General features: G+C 44.7%; 24 protein-coding genes and 1 pseudogene. 14 read left to right on the top strand and 11 right to left on the bottom strand.

Annotation, left to right across the window (positions count from 1 at the left end; genetic code table 11):
• Positions 1 to 129 precede the first annotated feature (129 nt).
• The 5 genes and pseudogenes from glpD to H5300_RS15335 all read right to left on the bottom strand — a co-directional run bounded on the left by glpD (position 130) and on the right by H5300_RS15335 (position 6,372).
• Positions 130 to 1,709 (bottom strand): annotated as a pseudogene (gene glpD, locus H5300_RS15355) (glycerol-3-phosphate dehydrogenase).
• A 267-nt stretch (positions 1,710 to 1,976) separates the two neighbouring features.
• A complete protein-coding gene (locus H5300_RS15350; RefSeq protein WP_004732237.1) occupies positions 1,977 to 2,762 on the bottom strand; it encodes a DeoR/GlpR family transcriptional regulator in 786 nt (261 codons plus the stop codon).
• A gap of 292 nt (positions 2,763 to 3,054) precedes the next feature.
• On the bottom strand, positions 3,055 to 4,578 hold the full coding sequence (gene glpK / locus H5300_RS15345) for a glycerol kinase GlpK (RefSeq protein WP_004732235.1): 1,524 nt from the start codon (positions 4,576 to 4,578) through the stop codon (positions 3,055 to 3,057).
• A 59-nt stretch (positions 4,579 to 4,637) separates the two neighbouring features.
• A complete protein-coding gene (locus tag H5300_RS15340) occupies positions 4,638 to 5,492 on the bottom strand; it encodes an MIP/aquaporin family protein (RefSeq protein WP_004732234.1) in 855 nt (284 codons plus the stop codon).
• A 448-nt stretch (positions 5,493 to 5,940) separates the two neighbouring features.
• Positions 5,941 to 6,372 (bottom strand): PACE efflux transporter, encoded by a 432-nt coding sequence (locus H5300_RS15335; RefSeq protein WP_102540169.1) that lies wholly within the window; start codon positions 6,370 to 6,372, stop codon positions 5,941 to 5,943.
• Positions 6,373 to 6,502: 130 nt separating this feature from the next.
• Between H5300_RS15335 and H5300_RS15330 the strand changes: the two genes are divergently transcribed.
• Positions 6,503 to 7,390 carry a LysR family transcriptional regulator gene (locus H5300_RS15330; protein ID WP_182796346.1) on the top strand — a complete coding sequence of 296 codons (888 nt, stop codon included), beginning with the start codon at positions 6,503 to 6,505 and terminating at the stop codon, positions 7,388 to 7,390.
• A 119-nt stretch (positions 7,391 to 7,509) separates the two neighbouring features.
• Here H5300_RS15330 and arsB read toward each other — a convergent pair whose 3' ends face one another.
• From arsB to H5300_RS15315, 3 genes are all read right to left on the bottom strand, one after another.
• Complete coding sequence (gene arsB, locus H5300_RS15325; RefSeq protein ID WP_017081764.1) at positions 7,510 to 8,565, bottom strand: ACR3 family arsenite efflux transporter; 1,056 nt, start codon at positions 8,563 to 8,565, stop codon at positions 7,510 to 7,512.
• 102 nt (positions 8,566 to 8,667) lie between these two features.
• Positions 8,668 to 9,009 (bottom strand): helix-turn-helix transcriptional regulator, encoded by a 342-nt coding sequence (locus tag H5300_RS15320; RefSeq protein ID WP_004732207.1) that lies wholly within the window; start codon positions 9,007 to 9,009, stop codon positions 8,668 to 8,670.
• A 134-nt stretch (positions 9,010 to 9,143) separates the two neighbouring features.
• Positions 9,144 to 9,668, bottom strand: a complete 525-nt coding sequence (locus H5300_RS15315) for an HPP family protein (RefSeq protein ID WP_182796345.1) — start codon at positions 9,666 to 9,668, stop codon at positions 9,144 to 9,146.
• A gap of 138 nt (positions 9,669 to 9,806) precedes the next feature.
• On the opposite strand from H5300_RS15315, the gene H5300_RS15310 reads away from it, so the two are divergent.
• From H5300_RS15310 to H5300_RS15295, 4 genes are all read left to right on the top strand, one after another.
• Complete coding sequence (locus tag H5300_RS15310) at positions 9,807 to 10,412, top strand: TetR/AcrR family transcriptional regulator (RefSeq protein WP_182796344.1); 606 nt, start codon at positions 9,807 to 9,809, stop codon at positions 10,410 to 10,412.
• Between the two features lie 78 nt (positions 10,413 to 10,490).
• Positions 10,491 to 11,288 (top strand): Cof-type HAD-IIB family hydrolase, encoded by a 798-nt coding sequence (locus H5300_RS15305; protein WP_017081767.1) that lies wholly within the window; start codon positions 10,491 to 10,493, stop codon positions 11,286 to 11,288.
• Between the two features lie 179 nt (positions 11,289 to 11,467).
• Positions 11,468 to 12,115: a DsbA family oxidoreductase gene (locus H5300_RS15300; protein ID WP_017081768.1), complete on the top strand. Its 648-nt coding sequence runs from the start codon at positions 11,468 to 11,470 to the stop codon at positions 12,113 to 12,115.
• A 34-nt stretch (positions 12,116 to 12,149) separates the two neighbouring features.
• The gene (locus H5300_RS15295) at positions 12,150 to 13,358 is read left to right on the top strand and encodes a winged helix-turn-helix domain-containing protein (RefSeq protein WP_182796343.1); all 1,209 of its coding nucleotides are present in this window, start codon (positions 12,150 to 12,152) and stop codon (positions 13,356 to 13,358) included.
• Between the two features lie 28 nt (positions 13,359 to 13,386).
• Here the strand turns inward: H5300_RS15295 and H5300_RS15290 are convergent, their stop codons facing one another.
• Positions 13,387 to 14,244, bottom strand: a complete 858-nt coding sequence (locus H5300_RS15290; RefSeq protein ID WP_182796342.1) for a LysR family transcriptional regulator — start codon at positions 14,242 to 14,244, stop codon at positions 13,387 to 13,389.
• Positions 14,245 to 14,350: 106 nt separating this feature from the next.
• Here H5300_RS15290 and H5300_RS15285 point away from each other — a divergent pair, with 106 nt between their 5' ends.
• From H5300_RS15285 to H5300_RS15275, 3 genes are all read left to right on the top strand, one after another.
• Positions 14,351 to 14,674: a putative quinol monooxygenase gene (locus tag H5300_RS15285; RefSeq protein WP_102483327.1), complete on the top strand. Its 324-nt coding sequence runs from the start codon at positions 14,351 to 14,353 to the stop codon at positions 14,672 to 14,674.
• A 3-nt stretch (positions 14,675 to 14,677) separates the two neighbouring features.
• The gene (locus H5300_RS15280) at positions 14,678 to 15,652 is read left to right on the top strand and encodes a Gfo/Idh/MocA family protein (RefSeq protein ID WP_182796341.1); all 975 of its coding nucleotides are present in this window, start codon (positions 14,678 to 14,680) and stop codon (positions 15,650 to 15,652) included.
• A 197-nt stretch (positions 15,653 to 15,849) separates the two neighbouring features.
• On the top strand, positions 15,850 to 16,188 hold the full coding sequence (locus tag H5300_RS15275) for a Fis family transcriptional regulator (RefSeq protein WP_108155352.1): 339 nt from the start codon (positions 15,850 to 15,852) through the stop codon (positions 16,186 to 16,188).
• Between the two features lie 81 nt (positions 16,189 to 16,269).
• Here the strand turns inward: H5300_RS15275 and H5300_RS15270 are convergent, their stop codons facing one another.
• Positions 16,270 to 17,169 carry a GyrI-like domain-containing protein gene (locus H5300_RS15270; RefSeq protein WP_017087605.1) on the bottom strand — a complete coding sequence of 300 codons (900 nt, stop codon included), beginning with the start codon at positions 17,167 to 17,169 and terminating at the stop codon, positions 16,270 to 16,272.
• Positions 17,170 to 17,395: 226 nt separating this feature from the next.
• Positions 17,396 to 18,160, bottom strand: a complete 765-nt coding sequence (locus H5300_RS15265; RefSeq protein ID WP_004732187.1) for a DeoR/GlpR family DNA-binding transcription regulator — start codon at positions 18,158 to 18,160, stop codon at positions 17,396 to 17,398.
• A gap of 281 nt (positions 18,161 to 18,441) precedes the next feature.
• Here H5300_RS15265 and ltnD point away from each other — a divergent pair, with 281 nt between their 5' ends.
• From ltnD to H5300_RS15235, 6 genes are all read left to right on the top strand, one after another.
• On the top strand, positions 18,442 to 19,356 hold the full coding sequence (gene ltnD, locus H5300_RS15260; RefSeq protein ID WP_182796340.1) for an L-threonate dehydrogenase: 915 nt from the start codon (positions 18,442 to 18,444) through the stop codon (positions 19,354 to 19,356).
• Between the two features lie 2 nt (positions 19,357 to 19,358).
• Positions 19,359 to 20,615 (top strand): 3-oxo-tetronate kinase, encoded by a 1,257-nt coding sequence (otnK, locus tag H5300_RS15255; RefSeq protein ID WP_182796339.1) that lies wholly within the window; start codon positions 19,359 to 19,361, stop codon positions 20,613 to 20,615.
• An 11-nt stretch (positions 20,616 to 20,626) separates the two neighbouring features.
• A complete protein-coding gene (locus tag H5300_RS15250; RefSeq protein WP_171349682.1) occupies positions 20,627 to 21,274 on the top strand; it encodes an aldolase in 648 nt (215 codons plus the stop codon).
• A complete protein-coding gene (gene otnI, locus H5300_RS15245) occupies positions 21,274 to 22,050 on the top strand; it encodes a 2-oxo-tetronate isomerase (RefSeq protein ID WP_050620403.1) in 777 nt (258 codons plus the stop codon). The genes H5300_RS15250 and otnI overlap by 1 nt, the downstream gene beginning before the upstream one ends.
• A 179-nt stretch (positions 22,051 to 22,229) precedes the next feature.
• Positions 22,230 to 23,684 carry a GntP family permease gene (locus H5300_RS15240; protein WP_182796338.1) on the top strand — a complete coding sequence of 485 codons (1,455 nt, stop codon included), beginning with the start codon at positions 22,230 to 22,232 and terminating at the stop codon, positions 23,682 to 23,684.
• 112 nt (positions 23,685 to 23,796) lie between these two features.
• Positions 23,797 to 24,981 (top strand): glycerate kinase, encoded by a 1,185-nt coding sequence (locus tag H5300_RS15235; protein WP_182796337.1) that lies wholly within the window; start codon positions 23,797 to 23,799, stop codon positions 24,979 to 24,981.
• Positions 24,982 to 25,200 lie beyond the last annotated feature (219 nt).

Raw genomic sequence — 25,200 nt, 5'->3', positions numbered from 1 at the left:
GACGAACAATCGAGAGATTTATCTGATCGAGTTCTTAGGCCGGAATAGCAGGCAATAAAAAAGCTTAGCGCGGGGGACGCTAAGCTTCGTTGTTAAATATGTTCTTGAACCATGTTCAGGCTGGTGGGGTTAGCCTACTTGAGAAAAGCTTACAACCTTGCTTTGTAGCTTCTCTTTCAGGTAATCCGTCACCGCTTGCTGCTCGGATTCGCTCATGTACAGGCCAAGTTTGGTTCTGCGCCACAAGATATCTTCGTCAGTCATCGCCATCTCTTCATTGATCAAGTAATCGATTTCAACTTGATAAACGCCATGCGCTTCGCTTGAGAATTGGATGCCAAGGTCAGCTTCGCTATTTGCGCCTTCCAGTAGCTTCCACGTGTAAGTACCAAATTGAGTCACGTAGCGAAGTAACAACGCTTCAGATGCCCAAGGGTATTTAGTGTGGATCATCTTCGCAAGTTGCTCTCTGCTGCAACTAAAGTTACCACCTGGAAGCGTGTCATTCGCTGTCCATGGCGCACCCATGTTGGTTAGGTGCGGCTCAAGCTTCTTAAGTGCGGCTCAAGCTTCTTAAGTGCCGCTTCGCCGAGTTTACGATAAGTGGTCAACTTGCCACCGAAGATCGAAAGCAGTGGTGCTTGATCTAGCTCTGCGTCCAATTCCAATGTGTAGTCACGAGTGATCGCTTGTGGTGAATCAGATTCGTCGTCACAAAGTGGTCTTACGCCACTGTATGTCCAAACCACATCTTCACGACCAAGCTGTTTAACAAAGTGTTGGTTAACAATATCAATCAAGTAATCCACTTCGACATCATCAATTGCGACGTTACGTGGGTCGCCTTTGTATTCAAGATCGGTGGTGCCGATGATCGAGAACTTATCTAGGTAAGGGATCATGAACACAATGCGATTGTCTTTGTTTTGCAGAATGTACGCTTGTGGTTCGTCGTGAATGCGTGGCACAACAATGTGTGAGCCTTTGATAAGACGAATGTTACGAGGCGAAGCCTGCTCTAATCCATCATCAAAGAACTGTTTAACCCAAGGACCAGCTGCGTTAACCAGCGCTTTTGCTTTGCGTTCAAAGCGTTGGTTTGTCATCACATCAAGGATCGTCACATGCCAAATACCACCTTCGCGGTGCGCTTTTTCAACACGGCAGTAGTTACGTACTTCTGCGTTGTTTTCTTTTGCTGCCAACACGTTGAGCAATACCATACGAGCATCATCCACCCAGCAATCTGAGTATTCGAAGCCTGTCTTCATTTCTGGCTTCAGTAGGCCTGATTTCGCTAGGTTGACTGTTTTACTTCCTGGAAGAGTGGTGCGCTTACCCAAGTTATCGTAAAGGAATAGGCCACAGCGGATCATCCAAGCTGGGCGTAAAAATGGTCGATGGGGTAAACGGAAACGCATTGGTTGAGCAACGTGAGGCGCTTTTCTTAACAAGACTTCACGTTCAGCGAGTGCTTCCGAAACCAAACGAAATTCGTAATGTTCAAGGTAGCGTAGGCCACCGTGGATAAGCTTTGAGCTAGCGGAAGACGTCGCAGACGCGAAATCATTCGCTTCGTATAAGCCAACGTTTAGACCACGACCTGATGCATCTGCCGCGATGCCTGCACCATTGATGCCGCCGCCAATCACGATCAAGTCTAAAGTGGAAGATGTACTGTTGTTTGAATTATTTTGTTGAGCACTCATGGTTTTGACCTCTTCTGAGCGAACGAGCATTTTAGAACATAATTGAATCCTATATGAACTTTCGTTTGCGGTCATTTATTATTTTCGTTTATGCGCGTTTTATGTGATTTGGGCATAAAAAAACCTCTGCTTATGAAAGCAGAGGTTCAAATAAGTCTAATTCGAGCATAGAAGCGACAGTGGTAGTGAGCAAGTTTTACTTTTTTAACTTTTCTATAAAGAATCGTGATTCATTATAGAAAGTGGCTCACCGAGCACTTATGTGAGTTATTCGCTCACAGGACGAGCGGTATCGATCACTTCTAATGGTATTGCTGAATCTTTAAGGATGTTGAGAATCTCTTCTGGTGGCTGTTTATTGGTAAAGACCATGTGCGCTTGAGAGATATTACCGAGCTTAACCATCGCGTTACGGCCAAACTTGGTGTGGTCGACGGCTAAGAAGATGCTGCGACTGTTTTCGATGATAGCTTGTTTCACACGAACTTCGTGGTAATCAAAGTCGAGCAGTGAGCCATCAAAGTCGATGCCGCTGATGCCCAAAATACCGAAATCAAGGCGGAACTGCTTCACGAAATCGAGTGTCGCTTCGCCAACTATGCCGCCATCACGGTTTCTCACTTCGCCACCCGCCAAGATAACCTTGATCTCTGGGTTCGGCAGAAGGATGCTGGCAACGTTGATGTTGTTGGTGACGACTCTTAGTTGTTTGTGGTTTTTGTTGAGTGCGCGTGCCACCGATTCTGGCGTGGTACCGATATCAACGAATAGGGTTGCACCATCTGGGATGTGCTTAACTAGTTCGTCGGCGATCACGTCTTTTTCGTTGAAGTTAAGCGCTTTACGCGTGTTATACGAGGTGTTTTCCGAGCTTAAAGGAATGGTTGCACCACCATGATAGCGACGAATTTTGTTGCTATCGGCAAGTTCATTGAGGTCTCGTCTGATGGTTTGTGGGCTGACATCGAACTTTTCAACGAGCTCTTCGGTACTCACATATCCTTGTGTTTTTACCAGATCTACAATCTGCTGGTGTCTTGGTATCTGCTTCACTTAACTTACCACTCCCTGCGCGCAAAGGGCTCTAGCGCGTCAAAATCGAAAATATAAACTCACGCTATTGTGCTCGAATTGATGAAAAGAGAGAAGTAATGATGGTAAGGAATCATGTCTAAACCGCAAAAACGCTGCGCAAAACGCGGAATTTGAGCCTGAAACGCAAAAAAGAGCACAAAATAGTGCTCTTTTTAGTTTCGTTTGCTGAGGTTCGAACAATCTAGTCGATTAGATTACTCGAGTTCCTAGATCAGCGGCTAATGATTAACGATTAGCTGAGTACTCAGTATCACTCGTTGTCATCGTCATCGTGTAGCTCAGACCAAACCTGTGCACACTTGATAGCACGTTTCCAACCTTTGTAACGGCGGTTACGCTTCTCTTCGTCGTGGTGCGGCATGAATGTGCGGTCAAGAACGGCTTTGTCTTGAAGCTCATCAATACTGTCCCAGAAACCAACCGCTAGGCCGGCAAGGTAAGCGGCGCCCAGAGCGGTTACTTCCGTTACTTCAGGGCGGTGAACTTCAGTATCCAGCACGTCTGATTGGAATTGCATTAGGAAGTTATTCGCTACTGCGCCGCCATCAACACGTAGTTTCGCTAGCTTGATGCCAGAGTCAGCTTGCATCGCGTCTAGTACGTCACGCGTTTGGTAAGCAATACCTTCCAACGTTGCACGGATGATGTGGTTAGAGTTAACACCACGAGTTAGGCCGACAATCGTACCGCGAGCGTAAGCATCCCAGTATGGTGCGCCTAAACCAGTAAACGCAGGGACTACGTAAACGCCGTTTGAAGAATCTACTTTCGTTGCGAAGTACTCAGAGTCTTCTGCGCCAGCCAGTAGCTTCATTTCATCACGTAGCCATTGGATAGATGCGCCACCCATGAATACTGCACCTTCAAGTGCGTATGCAGGCTCACCTTTAGGACCACATGCTAGCGTTGTTAGTAGGCCGTTCTTTGATGTTACTTTCTCTTGGCCTGTGTTCATTAGAAGGAAACAACCTGTGCCGTAAGTGTTCTTAGCTTGGCCTGCTTCTACACACATTTGACCGTAAAGTGCAGCTTGTTGGTCACCTGCTATACCCGCGATTGGGATACGAGTACCGCCTTTACCACCAAGGTTCGTTTGACCGTAAACCTCAGAAGAGCGCTTCACTTCAGGCATCATGATTGCTGGAATGCCCATTTCATCAAGTAGCTTCTGATCCCAGCATAGGTCGTTGATGTTGAACAACATAGTACGTGACGCGTTGGTGTAATCCGTAACGTGTACACGTCCTTGAGTCATTTTCCAAACCAACCAAGTATCAACTGTACCGAACAGTAATTTGCCAGCTTCAGCGTCTTCGCGAGCGCCTTCAACGTTGTCTAGAATCCATTTTACTTTGGTACCTGAGAAATACGGGTCAAGGACTAAGCCTGTATTGTCACGTACGTAGTCTTCTAGGCCACGAGCTTTTAGGTCTTCACAGATGTCAGCTGTACGGCGACACTGCCATACGATTGCGTTGTAAACCGGTTTGCCAGTTTCTTTGTTCCAAACAATGGTGGTTTCACGTTGGTTAGTGATACCGATGCCCGCTAGCTCGTCGCTGCGAATGCCTGCTTTAGCAAGAGCTTCAACCAGTGTAGAGCTTTGAGTCGCCCAGATTTCCATTGGATCATGCTCAACCCAACCGGCTTTCGGGTAAATCTGAGTGAACTCTCGTTGAGAAGAACTAACGATGTTTGCATCGTGATCGAGGATTACAGCGCGAGAACTTGTGGTGCCTTGGTCTAGGGCAACAATGTATTTTTGCTCGGTCATGGTAAGAATCCTTTTTCTTTCGTTATTTATATTTTAGTAAATGTAAGGTCGCTTAGGGATTAAGCTTGAGCTTGTTCAGCTTCTTCTTCTGTTTCACATTGGTTTGGAATTGTGCAGCCTTGGCCTTCTACTGGTAGGTAAGCACCGATAACACGTGGGTACAACCAACCACCAAAACACGCACCAGCAATTGGAGCAAGAATTGGAACGATGAAGTAAGGAATATCACGAGCACCGCTTAGTGCGAAATCCCAACCTGCAAAGTAAGCGAACAGTTTTGGTCCGAAGTCACGAGCAGGGTTCATTGCAAAGCCCGTCAGTGGACCTAAAGAACCACCGATAACCGCGATAAGAATACCGATCAGTAGAGGGTTCATTGCACCGCGAGATGCGCCGTTGTTCTCATCACCTAACGCTAAAATGGCAAACATCAACACTGCAGTAATCACGAATTCCACAGCAAAAGCGCCGAAGAAAGAAAGTGAAGCATGTGGGTAAGTCGAGAAGATACCAGCAGTTGATAGTGCGTCTTGGCTGCTACGAACAAAGTTATGTGCGATTTCGTAGTCAGTAAATAGGTTGCTGTACAGGCTGTAAACCAATGCTGCAGAGCAGAAAGCGCCAAGCAGTTGCGAAATGATGTAAGGCACCACTTTCGCTTTATCAAAGCCATGGAACATGGCCAGTGCAATCGTTACGGCTGGGTTGATGTGTGCGCCTGAAACGCCGGCAGTACAGTAAATTGCAATCGCAACACCGAAGCCCCAGATGATGCTGATTTCCCATTGTCCGAATGTCGCACCAGTTAATACCAGAGCGGCCACACAGCCAACGCCAAAGAATATGAGTAATCCTGTACCGATAAATTCAGCCAAGCATTGCCCAAATAAAGAAGGGTGTTTGTTTGTTGTCATGTTCGAGTCCTTTTTAGTTTTGCTTATCTAGCACATGTATTGTGCATATATTTGCGAGCTCGAAAGTAAGCGAACATCAAAAGTGAGCGTTTGAGCATAAAATTGTTAATTAAAGTCACTTGAAATGTTAATCCGAACACTTTTGCTCGAAAAAGATGCTCGCATGAACGTCATTGCTCGAATTGATAGGTTGCGAAGCCGCTCAAACTACCTATATGTAAATGAATGCGCAACTGGTACGAGGAGTTTATGTTTGGATTTGTGATGCTACTTCGTGAGTGGAGGATTATTAGACTTAATTAGGGAGGGCTGTGTGATGTTTTTGCTATGTAACAAGGGCGTTAACAAATGAGCTTATATGCATAAATGAATAAACTGCCAACTATGTTGTAGTTTGGCAGTTTTAATTTGGGTGTATGTTCTTGTTATACGATACGAACTTACCGCTCTAAACCAGAGCTGCCACTTTTCCTTTCGCAACCAATTGATCTCGAACCGAGTCATACGCCCAGTTGAACGCAATCGCGTAAAGTACGAAGAAGATAACTAGGCCGATGTCCATGATCAGTACGGTTAGGAAGTCGAGTTGTAGAACCCACATCAAGACAGGTAGAGTCACTGTCATTAAGCCAAGCTCAAAACCTAATCCGTGCAGGACACGTGTTTTCGTGGTTCTTTTGCTTCGGTCTGTTCCGTAAATTTTGTCGTAGCCATAGTTGTAAACGTAGTTCCAAGCCATTGCTATCAATGATATTGCAAGCGCTAAGCCTGCCATTTCACCTGCGCCGTGTCCGGTAATATAGGTTGCAAGCCCTGCCATCAAAACCAAAGCAACCAATTCAAATAGCACCATGTGCAACATGCGTTCTTTATGTGACATTTTTCTAACTCTCTTTACGATTAAATAGCCGCCGATGGGCTAATGACTTGGCTAGATAATATCTACTTAAGTGATAATATAAAGATAGTTAGTATCATATATAGTGATAGTAAGTTTTGGGAGAAACCAAATGTACAACATTGAACAGCTGAAAATGTTTGTGTATGCCGTTGAATTAGGGTCATTTTCTGCCAGTGCTCGTCATTTGGGTAAGGTTCAGTCGGCGGTGAGCCAAGGCATCAGTAATCTTGAAATCGATTTTAATGTTGAGCTTTTTGATCGTTCGACTCGAAAGCCTTCACTAACCAAAGCGGGCGAGCAGTTATTTAAACAGGTGAAAGCGATCGTGCTTCAGGTTGAAGATCTGAATGTGACGGTTAGTGCGATGGGCAGCGGTGAAGAGGGGCTCATCAAAATTGCATTAGATGATTCACTATTGGTCCCGAACCTATCTAAGATCCTTAGTGGATTCAGTAAACAGTTCCCTGCAACGGAAGTCGAACTGGTTGCGTGTACCACAACAGAGGTCAATCCGTTGATTATCGAAGAGAGAGCCGACATTGGATTGATGTTTACCAATTTGGCTTTTGATGTCGGTTCTGAGCCATGCTTTATCGGCCACCTACCATTTATTGCTGTGTGTCATCCAAGTCATGCGCTCGCAAAAACAGGTGTGGCGAAACTCACTGACTTACTCCCGCATCGTCAGTTAATGTTGAGGGGAGACAAAGGCAAGGTGATGGATCAGTTTCCGCTGATTGCCGGAAAGGTATGGTGGTCAAACAGCTTTATTGTGATCAAAGAGATGGTACTTGGCAGCGATATTGGCTGGGCATACTTACCCAAGCACCTTGTCGAAGAGGAGCTGAATAAGCAGCGTTTAGTGGAGATTAATGTCTCATTCGATCACAAAACATGGTCGCCGCCCGTTGATCTTGTTCTGTCTAAAACACGTTCTAAAGGCCCTGCGTTACTTTGGCTTGAACAAGCTTTGAAAGGCTTATTAGACGAAACGTAAACTGGACGAGACTTAAATTGGATCAAACTGAATAAAGAAAAGGCTCACCGTTTAACGTGTGAGCCTTTCTGTTTGACGTGATGCTGCTTTTTATCAGCTCTAGATGTAGACGCTAGACGCTAGACGCTAGGTTTAACCGTCTGACCGTTGTAGTACTTGTCTTTCATCTTAAGCGCCACGTTCACAAGGTAAATCAACACAGGTACTTCAATCAGTGGACCGATAACACCTGCAAACGCTTGGTCTGAGTTGATACCGAATACTGAGATAGCAACGGCAATCGCTAGCTCGAAGTTGTTACCTGTCGCTGTGAATGCAATTGATGCGTTCTTGTCGTATTCAATACCCATCTTCTTACCAATGAAGAAGCTGATGAAGAACATCGCTGTGAAGTAGATAGTCAGTGGAACAGCAATCAACAATACGTCCATTGGCAGTTCTACAATCATCTCGCCTTTTAGGCTGAACATCAGAACGATAGTCGCCAGTAGTGCAATCAGTGTGATTGGAGAGATACGTGGAATAAACACATCGTTGTACCACTGCTCGCCTTTCATCGACACAAGGATCTTACGGCTTAGGAAGCCCGCTAAGAATGGGATACCTAGGTAAATAAGTACACTGTGTGCAATGTCGATCATCGAGATATCAACCAACATGCCTTCGTAACCAAATACTGGCGGAAGAACGCTGATGAATAGCCACGCCATAAAGCTGTAGCTCACCACTTGGAACGCACTGTTTAGAGCAACTAATGCCGCACCGTATTCTTTGTTACCGCCGCCGATGTCGTTCCAAACCAGAACCATCGCCACACAGCGAGCAAGACCAATCAGAATCACGCCGACCATGTAACCTGGGTGGTCGCCTAAGAATGTTAGCGCCAACACAAACATCAGAATTGGGCCGACAAACCAGTTCATGATCAAAGATAGTTTTATCGCTTTCTTATCTTTTACCACGGTGCCTAGCAGGTTGTAGTTAACCTTAGCCAGAGGTGGGTACATCATTAAGATAAGGCCAATTGCCAGTGGAATGTTGGTTGTGCCAACAGACATTGATTCGTTCCACTGTTCGATTTGTGGGAACAAGGTGCCAAGCAGTACACCAATGCCCATGGCGATGAAGATCCACAGCGTTAAGTAGCGATCGAGAAAACCTAATTTTGGTTTCATTATATTGTCTCTTTGGTTGTTATCGTTAATCGTCGAAAAGCGATATTTAAAGGCAAAAAATACGCTTAGTTTATTGTGTTCGACAAACTAAGCGTGGTTAATCTATTTTAAAATGGTGTCGATAAGCGATTCAAATTGCTGAATATTATCTCGGTTAATACGGTAGCACATCTTCGGTGGTATCGATTCAGCAGTGATGAAACCAGAGGTTTTCAAGATTCTTAGGTGCTCTGATACGGTTGATTGTGCCAAACCTAATTCGCTAACTAAATCACTGTTCAAGCAGCCGCCCGATTTTTCTAACGTTGAAAGGATACTCAATATACGAACTCTTGCCGGGTGAGCGAGCGCTTTGGCCAGAGCTGCCATTTGCGTTTCAGCTTCGGTATCACCATGTCCGATTGGTAGAGCACAGCCACCAGTTGTAGAGCAAGTTTCGTTCATATTGATGTTTCGCTTTCCATAATCGTTAAATGACGATTAATAGTAAGCCCATTTTATATAAGGGTCAATGTGATCTTTCAATTTGCTTCTAAATTGGATGTCAAAATCCATATTTATCATTGAAATTCAATAGACTAAGACTTGGATGAACCAAACCAGTATAACGGCCACTTTTGTTGTGAATCGCTGTTATTCAATAGCGTACTGATACCAACCAAAGCGATGCTGCCTACTAATACGGGAGTGAATAAGAACGACCAATCCACATGTGCGGTACCTGCCAAAGCTATCACAATCGGATTGGCGCCAGCGGGTGGGTGAACCGCTCGAAAGTATTGCATTAGCATGATGGATGAGCCGACAGCGATTGCCATGGCCAAATAAGAATCCCCAAAGCCATATAACACGACTAAACCCACTGCAGCCGAAATAAAGTGACCCGCGATGACGTTTCTAGGTTGAGCTAACGGCGATGTAGGCACCGCGAACAGTAGTACGCACGTCGCACCAAATGGAGCCATTAACCACGAGAAGCCAGAGCTTTCTGCTAATAGGCACAAGGTTAAGATGCCCAGCGTACCGCCAATAAAACCTTTAATCAGTTGGCTTATGCTTGCTTTCGGAGGAAGAGCTCCACCACCAGATAGTTTACCGATCATAATCATTTCCTCTTGTTATCTCTTTTTATTGCAAGTGTACAGATCTGTACTGTTTGATTTGAATGATACAGATCTGTACACTTCTTGCAACGAGAAATTGAGCTCTACGATTTCAGAGCGATTTGAGGTTGATGAACGATGAGTAAAAAAGATTTGATTCTGGATGTAGCGGAGTCGCTATTTAATCAGTTTGGTTATACCGCTGTTGGGGTGGATATGATCCGAGACGAAGCGGCGGTTTCTAAGACATCCATGTATCGTCACTTTGGATCGAAAACCAAGCTGATTGAAGCGGTGTTAGAAAGGCGTCATCAGCGTTTCGAGTCGAGTTTAGAGGCGGAACTGTTATCAACCTCAGGATTGCAAAACCAATTGGATGCGCTGTTAGATTGGCATCTTGCGTGGTTTGAACAACCCGACTTCAAAGGCTGCATGTTCATGCACGCCTTGGCGGAATTCAAAGAGTCCGAAGATGACATTGCGATGCTCTCGCGACAGCACAAGGCTTGGCTCAAGAGTACTATTTACAAAGTAGTCAGTGGTGGCGAAGAGGTAGACGTTGCAACATTAGAATTACGCAGCGAATCAGTCATGACCTTCATTGAAGGGCTTATCGTGAGAAGTGAGTTTGGTGAGTTTGGTGAGTTAGACGCGAGCTTAGATTCAAACTCAGATTTAGGCGCTGACTCAAAGAAAAAAGCCTACCGAAAAGCATTGCATTCACTGGCTACTCTAGCGATATAATCGAAGGCAGAACCGTTACACAAGATAACGAAAAATCATAATTTACACTTTAATTTTTACTTATAGGTAAGCCCTGAAATGCCACAACAGAACATCAAATTTATCGCTGCTGATATGGACGGCACTCTGCTTAATGAACACGGAAAATTAGACCCGGAATTTTTCAATCTTTATGAGCGCTTAGAAGCTCAAGACATTATTTTTGCTGCGGCATCGGGGCGTCAGTACTACAGCCTGATGGAAACCTTTGCTCCACTTAAAGATCGCATGATGTTTGTTGCTGAAAATGGAACATTGGTGATGCACAAAGGCCAAGAACTTTACAGCTGTTTGCTAGATACGGATGCCATCAAAGAGATAATTAAAGAAGCGCGTGCTATTGAAGGCGCGCATGTGGTGCTATGCGGTAAGAAATCGGCATACATTGAAACCCAAGATGAGCGTGCTCTAGCGGAGATCTCTAAGTACTACCATCGCCGTGAGCAAGTAGAAGACTTACTGGCGGTAGAAGACGATTTCATCAAGGTGGCTATCTGTCACTTCGACGGTTCACAAGAGAAAGTGAACCCAACTATTGATGCCAAGTTTGGTGAGAACTACCAAGTGGTTGTCAGTGCGAAAATTTGGTTGGATGTGATGAACGCTGAAGCGTCAAAAGGCGCGGCGATTAAACATCTACAAAACACACTCGGCTTCACTTACGAGCAGACCATGAGTTTTGGTGACTACCTGAATGACTTGGAAATGCTTAAAGAGAGCTACCACTCTTACGCGATGGAAAATGCGCATCCAAAGCTGAAAGAGATTGCGCGTTTTGGCGCGCCAAGTAACGTGGACGCAGGTGTATTCCAAGTGCTTGAGAAGTTGCTAGCGTAACGATCTTAAGCTCGATCCGTTTTTTATCAAAGCCAACTCGTGAAAATGAGTTGGCTTTTTTGTTGGCTGCTAGTGAGTTTAGCTGGTTTGAACGATTGTTCAATTTATTGTAGTCTTAGTGATAAAGATGGGTATTCACTTGTATTGAGTACGCCTTATCAACCACATTTGGAATGACGATGAGCAAGAAACTTCAACTCGATATTATTTCTGACGTAATGTGCCCGTGGTGCGTGGTCGGTTACAAAAACTTAGAGCAAGCTATTGCTGAGCTTGGCTTAGCAGAGCAAATTGAACTTGAATGGCAGCCGTTTGAGCTGAATCCCGATATGCCGCAAGAAGGTGAAAACCTGCGTGACCATATCATGAGAAAATACGGCTCTAGCGCAGAAGAGAGTCAAAGTTCACGCGAACAGCTTGCGGTGCGTGGCCAAGCGGTTGGTTTCGATTTCAATTTCTATGACAGCATGAGAATGGTTAATTCCCGTCATCTGCATGTGCTGCTCGATTTTGCACTAGCGCACGGTAAACAGACTGAGTTAAAGCTACGCTTCTTTACCGCTCACTTCACAGAGCAAAAAGACCTGTCTGACCTTGAAGTCATTGCACAAGAACTTGAAGCGGTTGGCTTAGATTCAACGAAAGCGCTGAAACGCCTAAAGAACATCGATAACTTGAAGCAAATTGAAGCGCAAGAGTTTGAATGGCAACGTATGGGGATCTCTGCGGTTCCTACCGTGATATTCAACCGTAAGAGTGCAGTCACTGGTGCGCAGACGGTAGAAACATATAAGCAGATTCTTCAAGAGCTTATTGCTGAATCATAAACGGATCATTGGTATCAATTAGAGTCTGAATTTCATGGAATCACTGTCACTCGCTCAAGCGCAAAAAATTGTACTGCTTTCGCAAAAATTGCCACCTAAGAAGCTGCCACCAAAAAAGCAACGCAATGGGGGCGCTTTAGCGAATACGCTGTCTGCGATTGAAAACCTTGGATATGTGCAAATTGATACCATCTCTGTGATTCAGCGTGCCCACCATCATACGTTGTGGAATCGCAATCAAGACTACCAACTGAATCATCTGGATAAGCTGTTAGAGCGTCGAGAGGTGTTTGAATATTGGTCTCATGCCGCCGCGTATTTACCCATGCGTGACTTTCGATTCAGCCTACATCGCAAGAATGGCTTTGCGAGCGGTAAGCTAAAGCATTGGTATAAAAAGGATGACGCACTGATGGCTCATGTTCTCAAACGTATTGAGAATGAAGGGCCGTTGATGGCGAAAGATTTTGAAGGGGATAGGCCAAACCCCGGCGGTTGGGGCGGTAAACCGGCCAAGCAAGCATTAGAAACATTGTTCATGCAAGGCGACTTAATGGTGCCAAGCCGAGTGAATTTTCATAAGGTGTATGACCTAACCGAGCGAGTTTTACCGAGCGGAATTGATACCTCTGAACCGACAGAACAAGAGTACATCGAGCATCTGATAACACGTTATTTAGAGGCTAACGGAGTTGGAATAGCGTCCGAAATGAGTTACCTACTTAAGAACACTAAGCCTCTGATTCAGAAAACACTCCAACAGATGCTTGAAGATAAGCAGGTTCTGAAAGTAGAGATTCAAGGCTCTGACTACTATGTCCAGCCTGATGCGTTTGAGTTGTTGAATCAACCCCTTTCCAGAACCAAGCTAAAGATACTGTCTCCGTTTGATAATCTGTTGATTCAACGAAAGCGAATGCAATCATTGTTCAACTTTGACTACCTCCTTGAGTGCTATGTGCCAGAGGCCAAGCGTCAGTTTGGTTACTTTAGTTTGCCGATTCTGTGGCAAGGTAAGCTGGTGGCGCGAATGGATTGTAAGGTCGATAGGAAGACCCGTTTACTCAATATTCGTAACTTGGTTGTTGAAGACAAAGTTAAAAGTCATGAGTCATTGATTCACGCTTTGTGCGAAGAACTTAAACACTTCATGGTGTTCAACCAATGTGATGAGATGATCGTCCATAACACCACACCTTCTGAGCTTGGTAAACGCTTGATGAGCCATTGGCAAACAGTCTAGCGGTCTTTGTTGTTTAGAAAGCGGTTAGTTACTCAGAAAGAGCGGCTAATAAAAATTCGACAAAAGTTCGGTTCTTTAAAGAAAGTTGCTTAGTTTTGTAGAGCAAGTGAATCGGCTTTGGTAACGGCGCCATGCCGGGCAAGATCTCCAATAGCATCCCACGCTCAATTTCTTCGGCAACTAAGATAGTCGGCTGTAACAACACACCTACGCCTTGTAGAGCTGCATATCGCAACACATCACCATTATTCGACATCAAGCGCACACGCTCTTTATTCGGTGTGGCGTGAGGGGCTTGGCTGCTGTAACTGAATCCAAGCGATGGGTGCTGCGCCAAGTCTTCTAGTACTCTGATTTCAGCATGTTGGTTTAGGTAAGCGGGCGTGGCGCAATAACACATCTCATAATCCCCTAAGTATCTGGCGACCAAACTTGAATCGGACAGCTCACCAATACGTACAATCAAATCAATATCTGAAGAGTAAGGATCAACAAGGTCATTATTCAACATCAAATCAACGTTAATGGTTGGGTGATGTGCGAGAAACTTAGCTACTATTGGAGCGAGTACTTTGTTCCCATAGGTGACAGGGCAGTTTATTTTTACTGTGCCTTGCGGTTGATTTTCCAAGGTTTGAATGAGGTTTTCAGCATTGCTGATGTCTTCGAGAATTCGCTTACATTCTCGGTAATAAAGCTGCCCTGAATCGGTTAACGATAGCTTACGCGTGGTGCGGTGGATCAGCTGAGAGTTCAAACTGGTTTCTAAGGAATGGACATGCTTACTGATCATGGTCGCCGACAAGTTGAAGTGGTTTGCGGCGCTACGAAAGCTGCCTTGTTCCACTACGTAGACGAAGACTTTCATGCTAGTTAACTTATCCATTGAACACTCTTGGTTGATAAACAATAAACAAAAGGTGAGTTTATCAATTATTAGGGGTTAATTATATTAATGGCAAACCGATAATTAACTAAAATAAGAGCGTGAAATGCCTCAAACGAATGAAACCATCTTTGTTACTGCCGAACTTAAGATCAAAACCAACATAGAGCGAGCTGCTGCGATCGAAGCTATCGAACAGTTTTGTTTAGACATGCAAAGCGAACCGGGCTGCCTACAAGCGATTGCAACCTATGATCAAAGCCAAAGCGATCGTGTGATTTTGCTTGAGCAATACGCTAACCGTGCAGCGATCAATCAGCACTTTGTGATGCCTCATACCAAAGCGTTTATTGAGCGTGGCATTACCGAGTTGGTTCAAGCATTCGAAACGCAACGTGGACCTATCAAAGCACAAGAGCAGGAGATCTAAGACATGAAATGGGGAATCCTAGGAACCAGCTTTATCTCAGGCGTAATGGCGGAAGCGATCAAAGGCGATGCTCAAAGCGAGCTGTATGCCGTTGCTGGTCGTACTGAAAAAACACTTAACGAGTTTGCTGCCCAATACCAACCAACACGAACCTTCAACAGCTATGACGCCTTGATTGAAGATGAGTCAGTCGACATCATCTACATTGCTCTGCCAAACCATGTTCATCATGAGTATGTGATTAAAGCGGCTCAAAAAGGCAAAGCGATCTTGTGTGAAAAGTCTCTGTCGGTTGATATGGAAAAAACCGAGCAAGCTTTGCAAGCGGTGAAAGAAGCGGACGTATTCTTTGCTGAAGGTCTGATGTACTTAAACCATCCACTCATTGCCAAGCTTCATCAAGAACTAGCAACCGGTGAGATTGGCGAAGTGCGATCAATTCAAGGTTCATACGTTGCGGCGATTGATCAGTTCGTGAATCCTGCGAGCAAAGGCGCGTTGTACAACCTGGGTTGTTACCCAATGTCTTTGATTCACTCTGTCGCACAACAACAGTTTGGTGAGAGTGTGTTTGGTGATGTGCAGATCTCAGCAATCGGCCGACGTGGCCAAGATGGCAATATCTGTGAATCGTCGGCGATGATGCGTTTCAACGACCGTTTTACCGCGCAAATCCACACCGCTGAAGACCACGGTTTAAAGCATGGTTTTACGATCCTAGGTAGCAAAGGCTGTATTACTCTTGATACCAACCCATGGTTACCGACTGTAGAAAATACGTTTACGGTAGAGATCTATGAGACATCGATACGTGAAGTGAAAATCGAAGCGCAAGGCGATGGTTTCCATTATCAAGTGCGCAATATCCGCCAAGCGGTTGAGCAAGGTGACACACAACTTGCTGCACCGATGGCGACTCATCAAGACTCTCGCGTAATCATGAAGTTACTGACTGATTGGGAACAAGCGGCGAGCTAACATCTTCGTAAATCCTATAATCGCCTCATGCTTGATTGCTTCGTCAGTGATCAAGCATGAGGTTTCTTCTCTATATTCTACTCGCCTCTTCCCAATAAATACTTTGCATTTGAAACCGCCACAGTGTCCAATATCAGGTAGTACGAAACTGACCGAACAACCTTGTTTTTTAAGGTGTTAAATAGGACCTTTGCCGCATGCGTAAATCAGATAAGAAAATAGAAAATCAAATCAGAGACGTGTTAACCGACGTGTGTGAAGTTACGTTAAAAGGCTTCGATGGTTTTCTGTGGGTGACTCACTCGGTCAACTTCTCTTCATTCCCGCAAAGTTTGAAAATCGTCTGCGTATTCGATACCAATCAGGATAGAACGAACTTCTTAGAGGGAGGAGGTCAGCAGAGTGTCTCTAGCGCAATCCAAGAAGCGTTCAATCAGGTTGGAATTCAACTGAAGAACATCGATAAGCACGTTAGCTTCGATACACAAGAAAATTGCGACCGTGACCATCAAGGGAATTGGAACAAAAGGCTTTAATAAGCGGTAGCGTTAGGTGTAAAGCGATCTAAAGAGACGAAAGCCTACGCGAAGTAGGCTTTGTTATTGTATTTACTCTTGTTACTTAATTGCAGTACAGAAGCTGACGTCTGAATGCTGAGTTTGCGGATCGTAGCTGTGGTAGAGCTCAAAACAAGGTCGGTCTTCGGTTTCAATGCCGGATTCAATGACGTTACTCATTAAATCATCCCATGCTTTTGCATATTGACCGACTTCGGTGATCGTTTGTCTCATCACCGCATATTGCCCACCGGGAAAATCTTTTAATTCGATCCCACTTGGCACTTCAGTGTCGTCTGAAACCATCAAGCAGATGTCTGTTCGGCACTTATCTGTTGGAGTGATTTCTGGATTGTCATGATAGATAAAGATGCAACTATTACTTGCTAGTCCTTTCATTTCTGCCCATTGATAAAGACGACCGCTTGGCTCTTCATAGCCTTGTCCATAGGGGCCTGTCACTCGTACATACGCCAGTTTTGATGCTTCAAATTTTTGTGTTTTCATTGTCATACTCCATGTTGAAAGTTCGGAGTTAGTATATGAATTGCCGTCAATTGCATCGTTTCCATTCTTGCGCAATGAGTGTCCAATCTTGCTATTTCGAGTTAGCTCGCTGAACGCTTGGTAATCTTCGCAATCGCGAAATGCACTCGGTGTGACACCGAAATGTTGTTTGAATGCCTTGGCAAAGCTCTGAGACGATGAAAAGCCATAATCCAATGCGACGTTAATAATAGGTTGTTTGGATTTGAAGAGATCATTGGCTGCCGCTTCGAGTCTCAATCGTCTGATGAAATCAGCAAGCGTCTCGCCTTGAACGGCCTTAAAAGTACGATGAAAATGGTAGGGTGAAAAGTTGGCTAACGCCGCGACTTCTGGCAGGTTTAATGGCTCATTAAAGCGTTTTTCTAGATAACGGATAACGGGAATCAGTCGTTTGTGATAGTTAACTTTCATTGCTTTGCTCGCCTGTCTTGGCTTGATTATTGGTATTAGACAGTGAGCCTAACCTATTCAAATTGAGTTTCAATATTCACAGTGTAAAGGTGAGATTGGGTACCGGAAATCACAGTATGTTTATGAGGGGACCAGATCGTTTAGGTGTTCTACAGAAGAAAAAGAAAACTGGTTGGGTAGATAGCCGAGCCATTAAAGGCTCGCACATCCAATTATTTGATGACCATTATGCCGGAGCGTTAATTACTTCAATACCTTTGTCATTTAACTCTTCAATTACGCTGCTTGGGAGATTGGTATCGGTAATGACACCATCAAGTGACTCCATATCAAGTGCGTGAAAGCTTGCTACTCGACCATATTTGGTGGAATCCGAGATCAAGTAATTGGTTTGGGCTGATTTTACAATCGCCTTTTTCACTAATACTTTATTTTCGTTTGGTGTCGATAAGCCTTTTAAGCTCCAAGAAGAAGAGGAAATAAACGCAATATCAATATTCATCCCTGCCAAGAACTCAGCTACTTTGCCCCCAATACTCGATTGGTTCTCTCGATCGACTTTACCACCTGTATGATAAATCTCGCATGGTGAGTGGTTCATTAAATAAGCCGCGATTGAGAAGTCATTGGTGATGATTAACAGATCTTCACGTGTTGCTAACTGATGGGCGATTTCCAATGAGGTCGTTCCAGCATCTAAATAGACAGTGGCATCTTTTTCGATAAGTTGGGCAGCAAGCTTACCAATTTGGACCTTTTCGTTTGCTTGCTGTTCTACTTTAGCATCATGAGACAGCTCGCGATGCAAGGCTTGAGCTAATTGGACCCCTCCAGATACTGAAACGACTTTTCCAGAAGCTTCCAGCTTTACTATGTCTCGACGAATGGTCATGTGTGACACGTCGAGCTGTTCGACTAACTCAGAAATACTAATCACTTCTTGGTGTGATAACAGTGACAAAATGGTTCTCTGACGCTCTGCTGGAATCATGGTTTTCTTCTATGTTCTTGTTTTTCATCATCCTAACAACCTTTACCTTGTTTGTGAAGATCTGTGAACTTATGTTCCCTTTTTGGATTTTAAAGTGTGATAGCTGCCTTTTACGTGAATTTGTGCTGCCTCTAAAGGGCTAAATTGAGTTCTCGTGTTAAGTTTTGTTAAAAATGTGACTTATCACTAAGTCATCGGCAGGTGCTTCACATATAATCACAAACATAAACAAGAATTAACAAACTTAAAATGTACGAAATTACCAAGAAGGCATTGATATTATGAGTGAAGTTCAATCTGTCGGAGTGATCGGTTTAGGTTCAATGGGCATGGGCGCAGCGAAATCGTGTGTACGTGCTGGCCTTGATGTCTATGGTTTTGACCTAAATGCACAAGCACTAGAAGAACTGGGTTCGTTTGGTGCAAAAGCGGTATCGACGAATGCTGTCGAGTTTGCAGATCAACTTGATTCGGTATTGGTGTTGGTTGTGAACGCACAACAAGTGAACACAGTTTTGTTTAAGACTGGCCTTGCTGCGGCACTAAAGCCAAATACTCCAGTGATGGTGTCCGCAACGATCTCTGCTGAAGATGCAAAACAAATTGAAGGCCAGCTCGCTGAGCATAAGCTTGTAATGCTTGATGCTCCCGTATCTGGCGGTGCGGTGAAAGCGGAAGCTGGTGAGATGACGATCATGGCATCGGGTGCTCAAGGCACATTCGACACGCTTGCTCCTGTTCTTAATGCAACAGCTGCTAAGGTTTACAATATCGGCGAAGCGATTGGACTTGGCGCGACTGTGAAGATTATTCACCAGTTACTTGCAGGTGTTCATATTGCTGCAGGCGCGGAAGCGATGGCATTAGCGGCACGCGCAAACATCCCTCTAGATCTGATGTACGACGTAGTAACCAATGCGGCGGGCAATTCTTGGATGTTCGAGAATCGAATGAAGCACGTTGTTGATGGTGACTACTCTCCAAAATCTATGGTCGATATCTTTGTTAAGGATTTGAACTTGGTATCAGATACCGCTCAAGACCTGAAATTCCCACTTCCTCTATCAAGTGCAGCACTGAATATGTTCGTGAGTGCGAGTAATGCTGGCTTTGGCCAAGAAGACGACAGCGCTGTGATAAAAGTATTCCAAGGTATTGATCTGCCTGGTGTAACCCCGTCAAAGGTGGAGAAGTAATTATGTTATTAGGTGTAATTGCGGACGACTTCACTGGTGCAACAGACATTGCAGGTTTCTTGGTTGAAAACGGTATGCGCACTGTTCAACTGAATGGGATTCCAACGGGAGAGTTTGACGCATCAGCAGATGCTGTGGTTATCAGCCTTAAATCTCGCTCTTGCTCAGTTGACGAAGCGGTGACGGATTCGGTTACTGCGCTTAAATGGCTTCAATCTCAAGGTTGCCAACAGTTTTACTTTAAATATTGCTCAACGTTCGACAGTACCGCTGAGGGCAATATTGGCCCTGTAACTGATGCGCTTTTGACTGAGCTTGGAGAATCTTTCACTATCGTTTGCCCTGCATTGCCAGTAAATGGTCGCACGGTTTACAACGGCCACTTGTTTGTTTTTGGTGAGCTATTAAGTGATTCAGGTATGCGTAATCACCCTGTTACACCAATGACGGATTCAAGTGTGGTTCGAATGATGGATGCACAATCAGAGGGTGTTTCTGGCTTGGTTAACTTCCAAACCATTGAACAGGGCTCTGATGCAGTCACCTCTCGTTTTAACGAACTCCAAGCTCAAGGCAGTCGCTACGCCGTGGTAGACGCATTCAATGCGCAGCACCTAGTCACGTTAGGACAGGCTGCTAAATCATTAAAGCTAATTACTGGTGGTTCAGGTTTAGCTGCGGGTATCGCTAAAAATTGGACAGAACATCTTGCTGACCAAAGTGAAGCAAAACATGCAGGCAGCCCAGTAAAAGGACCAACCGTTGTGTTCTCTGGTTCTTGTTCTGTGATGACTAACCAACAAGTTGCGGTATACAAGCAGCTTGCTCCTCACTTTGCTATCGATGTGAAGGCTTGCTTAACCAATGATCAATACGCCAATGAAGTGTTCGATTGGGTAATGACCAACAGCCAAGGAGATTTTGCTCCTTTGGTTTATGCAACGGCAGACGCTGCTGAACTTAAAGCTATTCAAGAAGAATACGGTGCACACGCTTCAAGCCATGCCGTTGAACAATTCTTTAGTCAACTCGCTATCAAACTGCAACAACATGGCGTGAAAAACTTCATTGTTGCTGGTGGTGAAACATCAGGCGTAGTGACGCAAAGCCTAGCTGTGAAAGGTTTTCATATTGGCCCTCAAATCGCACCAGGTGTGCCTTGGGTTAAATCGGTTGAAGGTAAGCTTTCTCTGGCGCTAAAATCGGGCAATTTTGGTGATGAAAACTTCTTCGCTAAAGCTCAATCATTCTTTTCATAAGCGAGATTCAAATGAGTAAAGTTTTGATGAACGAGCAGCAGTTAAGAGAGCAAATGGTCACGCTCGCTCGTTCAATGTTCGAACGAGGTTACGCCACTGGTGGTGCAGGTAACCTGTCTATCAAATTACCTAATGGGCATTTTCTAGCAACACCAACAGGCTCTTCATTTGGTCGCCTTGTCGCTGAGGAATTGTCGGTTGTTGATATCGATGGCAACCACATCTCAGGTAAGAAGCCTTCTAAAGAAGCGGCATTCCACTTAGCGATTTATAGAAACAATGCAGAGTGCAATGCGATTGTACACCTGCACTCTACATACCTAACTGCACTATCTTGCCTTGAAGGGTTGGATCGTAACAACGCGATTAAGGCTTTCACACCGTATTTCGTGATGCGAATTGGTGAGTTACCAGTGATTCCTTACCTACGTCCGGGTGACCCACAAATCGCTGAAGAGTTGGCAAAACGAGCAGGTGATTATCGAGCTTTTTTGTTAGCAAACCACGGCCCAGTAGTAACAGGCACTGACTTTGTTGATGCCGTTGATAACGCTGAAGAGCTAGAAGAGACCGCCAAATTAGCATTCTTATTGAAAGGGAATGATATCCGTTACCTAACGGACGAAGAAGTGATGGATTTAAAAGGGAGAGGCAAATAATGGCTAAGTTCGCAGCAAACTTAACGATGTTATTCACAGAAGTACCATTTCTAGAGCGTTTTGAAAAAGCACACCAAGCCGGTTTCAAAGCTGTTGAATACCTATTCCCTTATGCATTTGAGGCCGAAGAGCTTGCAGCAAAAATGCAGAGATTTGGTTTTGAACAGGCGCTGTTCAACATGCCTCCAGGTGATTGGGACGCAGGCGAGCGTGGCTTCGCAGCGATTCCTGGCCGTGAAGAAGAGTTTAAAGCCAGCGTTGATACGGCACTTATGTACGCTAAAGCGCTGAACTGCAAGAAAGTTCACGCGATGTCGGGTCTACATGATGCGAATTTCACGAGGCAGCAACACGTTGAAACCTTTATCTCAAATATTCGTTTTGCCGCAGATAAGTTTGCTGAGCATAACATCGAATTGATGATTGAACCGCTAAATAGCCGTGATGTTCCTAATTACTTCGTTGCTCACCAACGTGACGCTGTCGAACTGATTAAGTTAGTCGATAGGCCAAATGTGAAGCTGCAACTCGACCTTTATCACGCGCAAATCATGGATGGTGATTTAAGTACTTTGATTCGTGAAGTGGCTGCTTATACCGGTCATATCCAAATTGCTTCTGTACCAGAAAGGCATGAACCATCGGAAGGCGAACTGAACTACCCACACTTGTTTAGTGTTTTGGATGATTCAGGTTACCAAGGTTGGATTGGTTGTGAATATAACCCAAGAGGCACGACAGAAGAGGGGCTTGGCTGGGTAAAAAGTTATTTATAGCGCGGTGTGAATGGCGTTTATATGTAACGAACCATAAAAGTAAAAACTGATTTAGATAACACGGCTTACAGGTAAGCCAACACATAACGATTAAGTGCAATAGGTGATCCCGATATCACCTATATGCACCACCCTACAATTTTCATAAAAATGAAGAAAGAGACAAAAGGAATATAAAAATGGATGGAGCACTGATAGGCATCGTAATTGGCATCTTAGCCATGATGGGTATGATTATTAAAACGAGAATCCCAGTCGCACTTGCTATGGTTATTGCAAGTATCATCATGGGTCTTTTTGCGGGTATGGCGCCAACAGAGTTGATTGATGCAATTAAAGCTGGTTTTGGTGGCGTGCTTGGTGGTATTGGTTTGATCATCGCGTTCGGCGTTATCATGGGCGCGTGTTTCGAACGCTCTGGAGCCGCTGTTCGAATGGCAAAAACGTTTGTAAAGCTGTGTGGTAAAGGTCGTGAAGACTTAGCGCTAGGTTTTACAGGGGTGCTTGTCGCTATACCAGTTTTCTGTGACTCTGCGTACATCATCTTACACTCTCTTGTTCGCGCAATTTCACGAGACACGGGTAAATCAGCCGTTGGTTTAGGCGTTACCCTAGCTCTAGGTCTACTGATTACTCACGCACTTGTGCCACCAACACCAGGCCCAGTTGCAGTAGCCGGTATTCTTGGCGTCGACCTAGGTGAATACATGCTGTGGGGCTTGATGGTATCTGTTCCTATGATGCTACTATCTATGATTTACATCCGTCGTGTAGGTAACGAATACTACCGCGTACCAAATGGTGAAACATGGATCACTAATCAAGCTGATTGGGCAAACCTTGAGAAAGTAAAAGAGACAGACGACAAAGAACTACCAAGTAACTTCTTATCATTTGGTCCAATCCTTCTGCCAATCGCATTCATCTTAATCAACACGCTTGTTGGCCAAGGTGACACTGCAATGCATACCGTTATTTCACTAATTGGTAACCCAGTGGTTGCTGTTGGTATCGGTGTTCTTATGGCGCTATACGGTCTTACTCGTCACATTGAGCGTAAAGACATGGTTAGCTCAATGGATGACGCGTTATCTACAACAGGTCTAATTCTTGTAGTAACTGGCTGTGGTGGTGCTATGGGTGCTGTTCTTAAAGCATCTGGTGCTGGTCCTCAAGTTGCAGAAGCTATCGCGAGCAGCGGCATTCCACCTCTACTTGTACCACTAGCCATTGCTTCAATGCTTCGTCTAATCCAAGGTTCAGCAACGGCATCTATGATGGTTGCAGCAACGATGACGCTGCCATTGGTTGAAACGTTAGGTCTAGACCCAGTATTCGTAGCACTTGCATGTGCGGTAGGCCCGGTTGGCTTCTCTCATTTGAACGATTCGTACTTCCACATCATCAACCGTACGTTAGGTATTACTGAACTTGCTGACCAAATTAAGATCTGGTCTGTGTCTTCAACTATCGCATGGGCGATTGGTGCAAGCATCATCATGATTCTAAACTTAGTGTTTGGTAAAGGCGGTACGTTGATCGACCCACTGATTCCAATTGCGGTTCTAGGTGCTGTATTCGTGTGGCTAAAAAGCAAAGAGAAATCACAAGTAAAGACAGCCGTTACTAACTAATACTGCTTACCTTTATATACTGCCCCTATTAAGTGATTGGCTTGCTGATCTTCAATAGGGGCATTTTTGGATCGGCACTCATCAAAATTAATATTCTTTTGGATCTCTCAGTATGAAAATTGTTATTGCACCAGACTCGTTTAAAGAATCTTTATCGGCTGTATCGGTGGCGGCGTGCATTGAAAAGGGCTTTCGTGAAATCTTCCCAGACGCTGAATACGTAACATTGCCTTTGGCTGATGGTGGTGAAGGTACGGTAGATGTTTTGCTGCAAGGCTTAGCAGGGCAAAAGCGAATCCATCAAGTTGAAGGGCCGTTGGGAGCATTGATTAATGCTGAATGGGCGATGCTTGAACCATCCGATCGCAACCCGAACAAAACGGCATTGATTGAAATAGCTGCTGCATCGGGCTTGGATTTATTGAAACCAGAGCAGCGTGTTCCGTTGATTGCTTCTTCATTCGGCACAGGGCAACTGATATTAGAAGCAATAGAGCAGGGTGCTCAAACCATCATTCTTGGATTGGGTGGCAGTGCGACTAACGATGGCGGTGCAGGTATTGTTCAAGCTCTAGGTGGGCGTTTGTTAGATAGTAAAGGGCAAGATGATAATGGACAAGAGCTTGGCAGAGGTGGTGCTACACTTGCAGAGCTCGCATCAATAGATCTTACCGGCTTAGATTCACGCTGTGCTGATATAGAGTTAATCGTCGCGTGTGATGTGGATAACCCGTTGTGTGGTGATAACGGTGCCAGCCATATATTCGGCCCACAAAAAGGGGCGACACCTGAACAAGTCTTACTGCTTGATAAGGCGCTAGCGAATTTTGCTCAAATCGCAGAAAAGCAAGGTTGTGTTGGTGGTGATGACCCTGTTCACAAGCGGGTGGGTTATGGCGCGGCTGGTGGCACACCGATGGGGCTTGGTTTGCTATTTAACATGCAAATCAAACCCGGTATTGAGATGGTACTGGATGTTTTACAAGCCGATGACGTGTTGAAAGGTGCTGACCTTGTGATTACTGGCGAAGGGCAGATGGACAATCAGACTCTGCAAGGCAAAACACCTTACGGAATTGCTAAGCGAGCAAGCCTCCAAGGCATTCCCACCATAGGAATTGCAGGGTCTTTAGGTACTGAAGTCGAAGCCTTATATGATGAAATGAGCAGCTTGTTCGGGACGGTTCGTTCTCCTCAACCACTCAATCAGGTACTGCAAGAGGCAGAAGTGAATCTAACCAGAGCAGCAAGAAATATAGCAGCGACGCTAAAGCTAGGAAGAAAGATACTGAGCTAATCAGTGTGTCACATCGTGGTTTCTAAGTTGGCCGGTTAATAGGTTTTATAGATTATAACGATAAATACAAACGATTATATTTTATGCCATTAGAGGCATAGGCATCTACACAGATTGTTCGCATATTGAGCAATTAATTTGATTAAGGGAACTGATCCTAGGATCAATGATCAAGAGAGTTAACTATTCTTTAACTTGTACTGATTATGACTCTTTTCG

The organism is Vibrio sp. SG41-7, from assembly GCF_014164465.1.
In the GTDB taxonomy this organism is placed as follows: Bacteria; Pseudomonadota; Gammaproteobacteria; order Enterobacterales; family Vibrionaceae; genus Vibrio; species Vibrio splendidus.
Note: the sequence above shows the minus strand (reverse complement) of the source record. Positions and strands in the feature narration are given on the sequence as shown.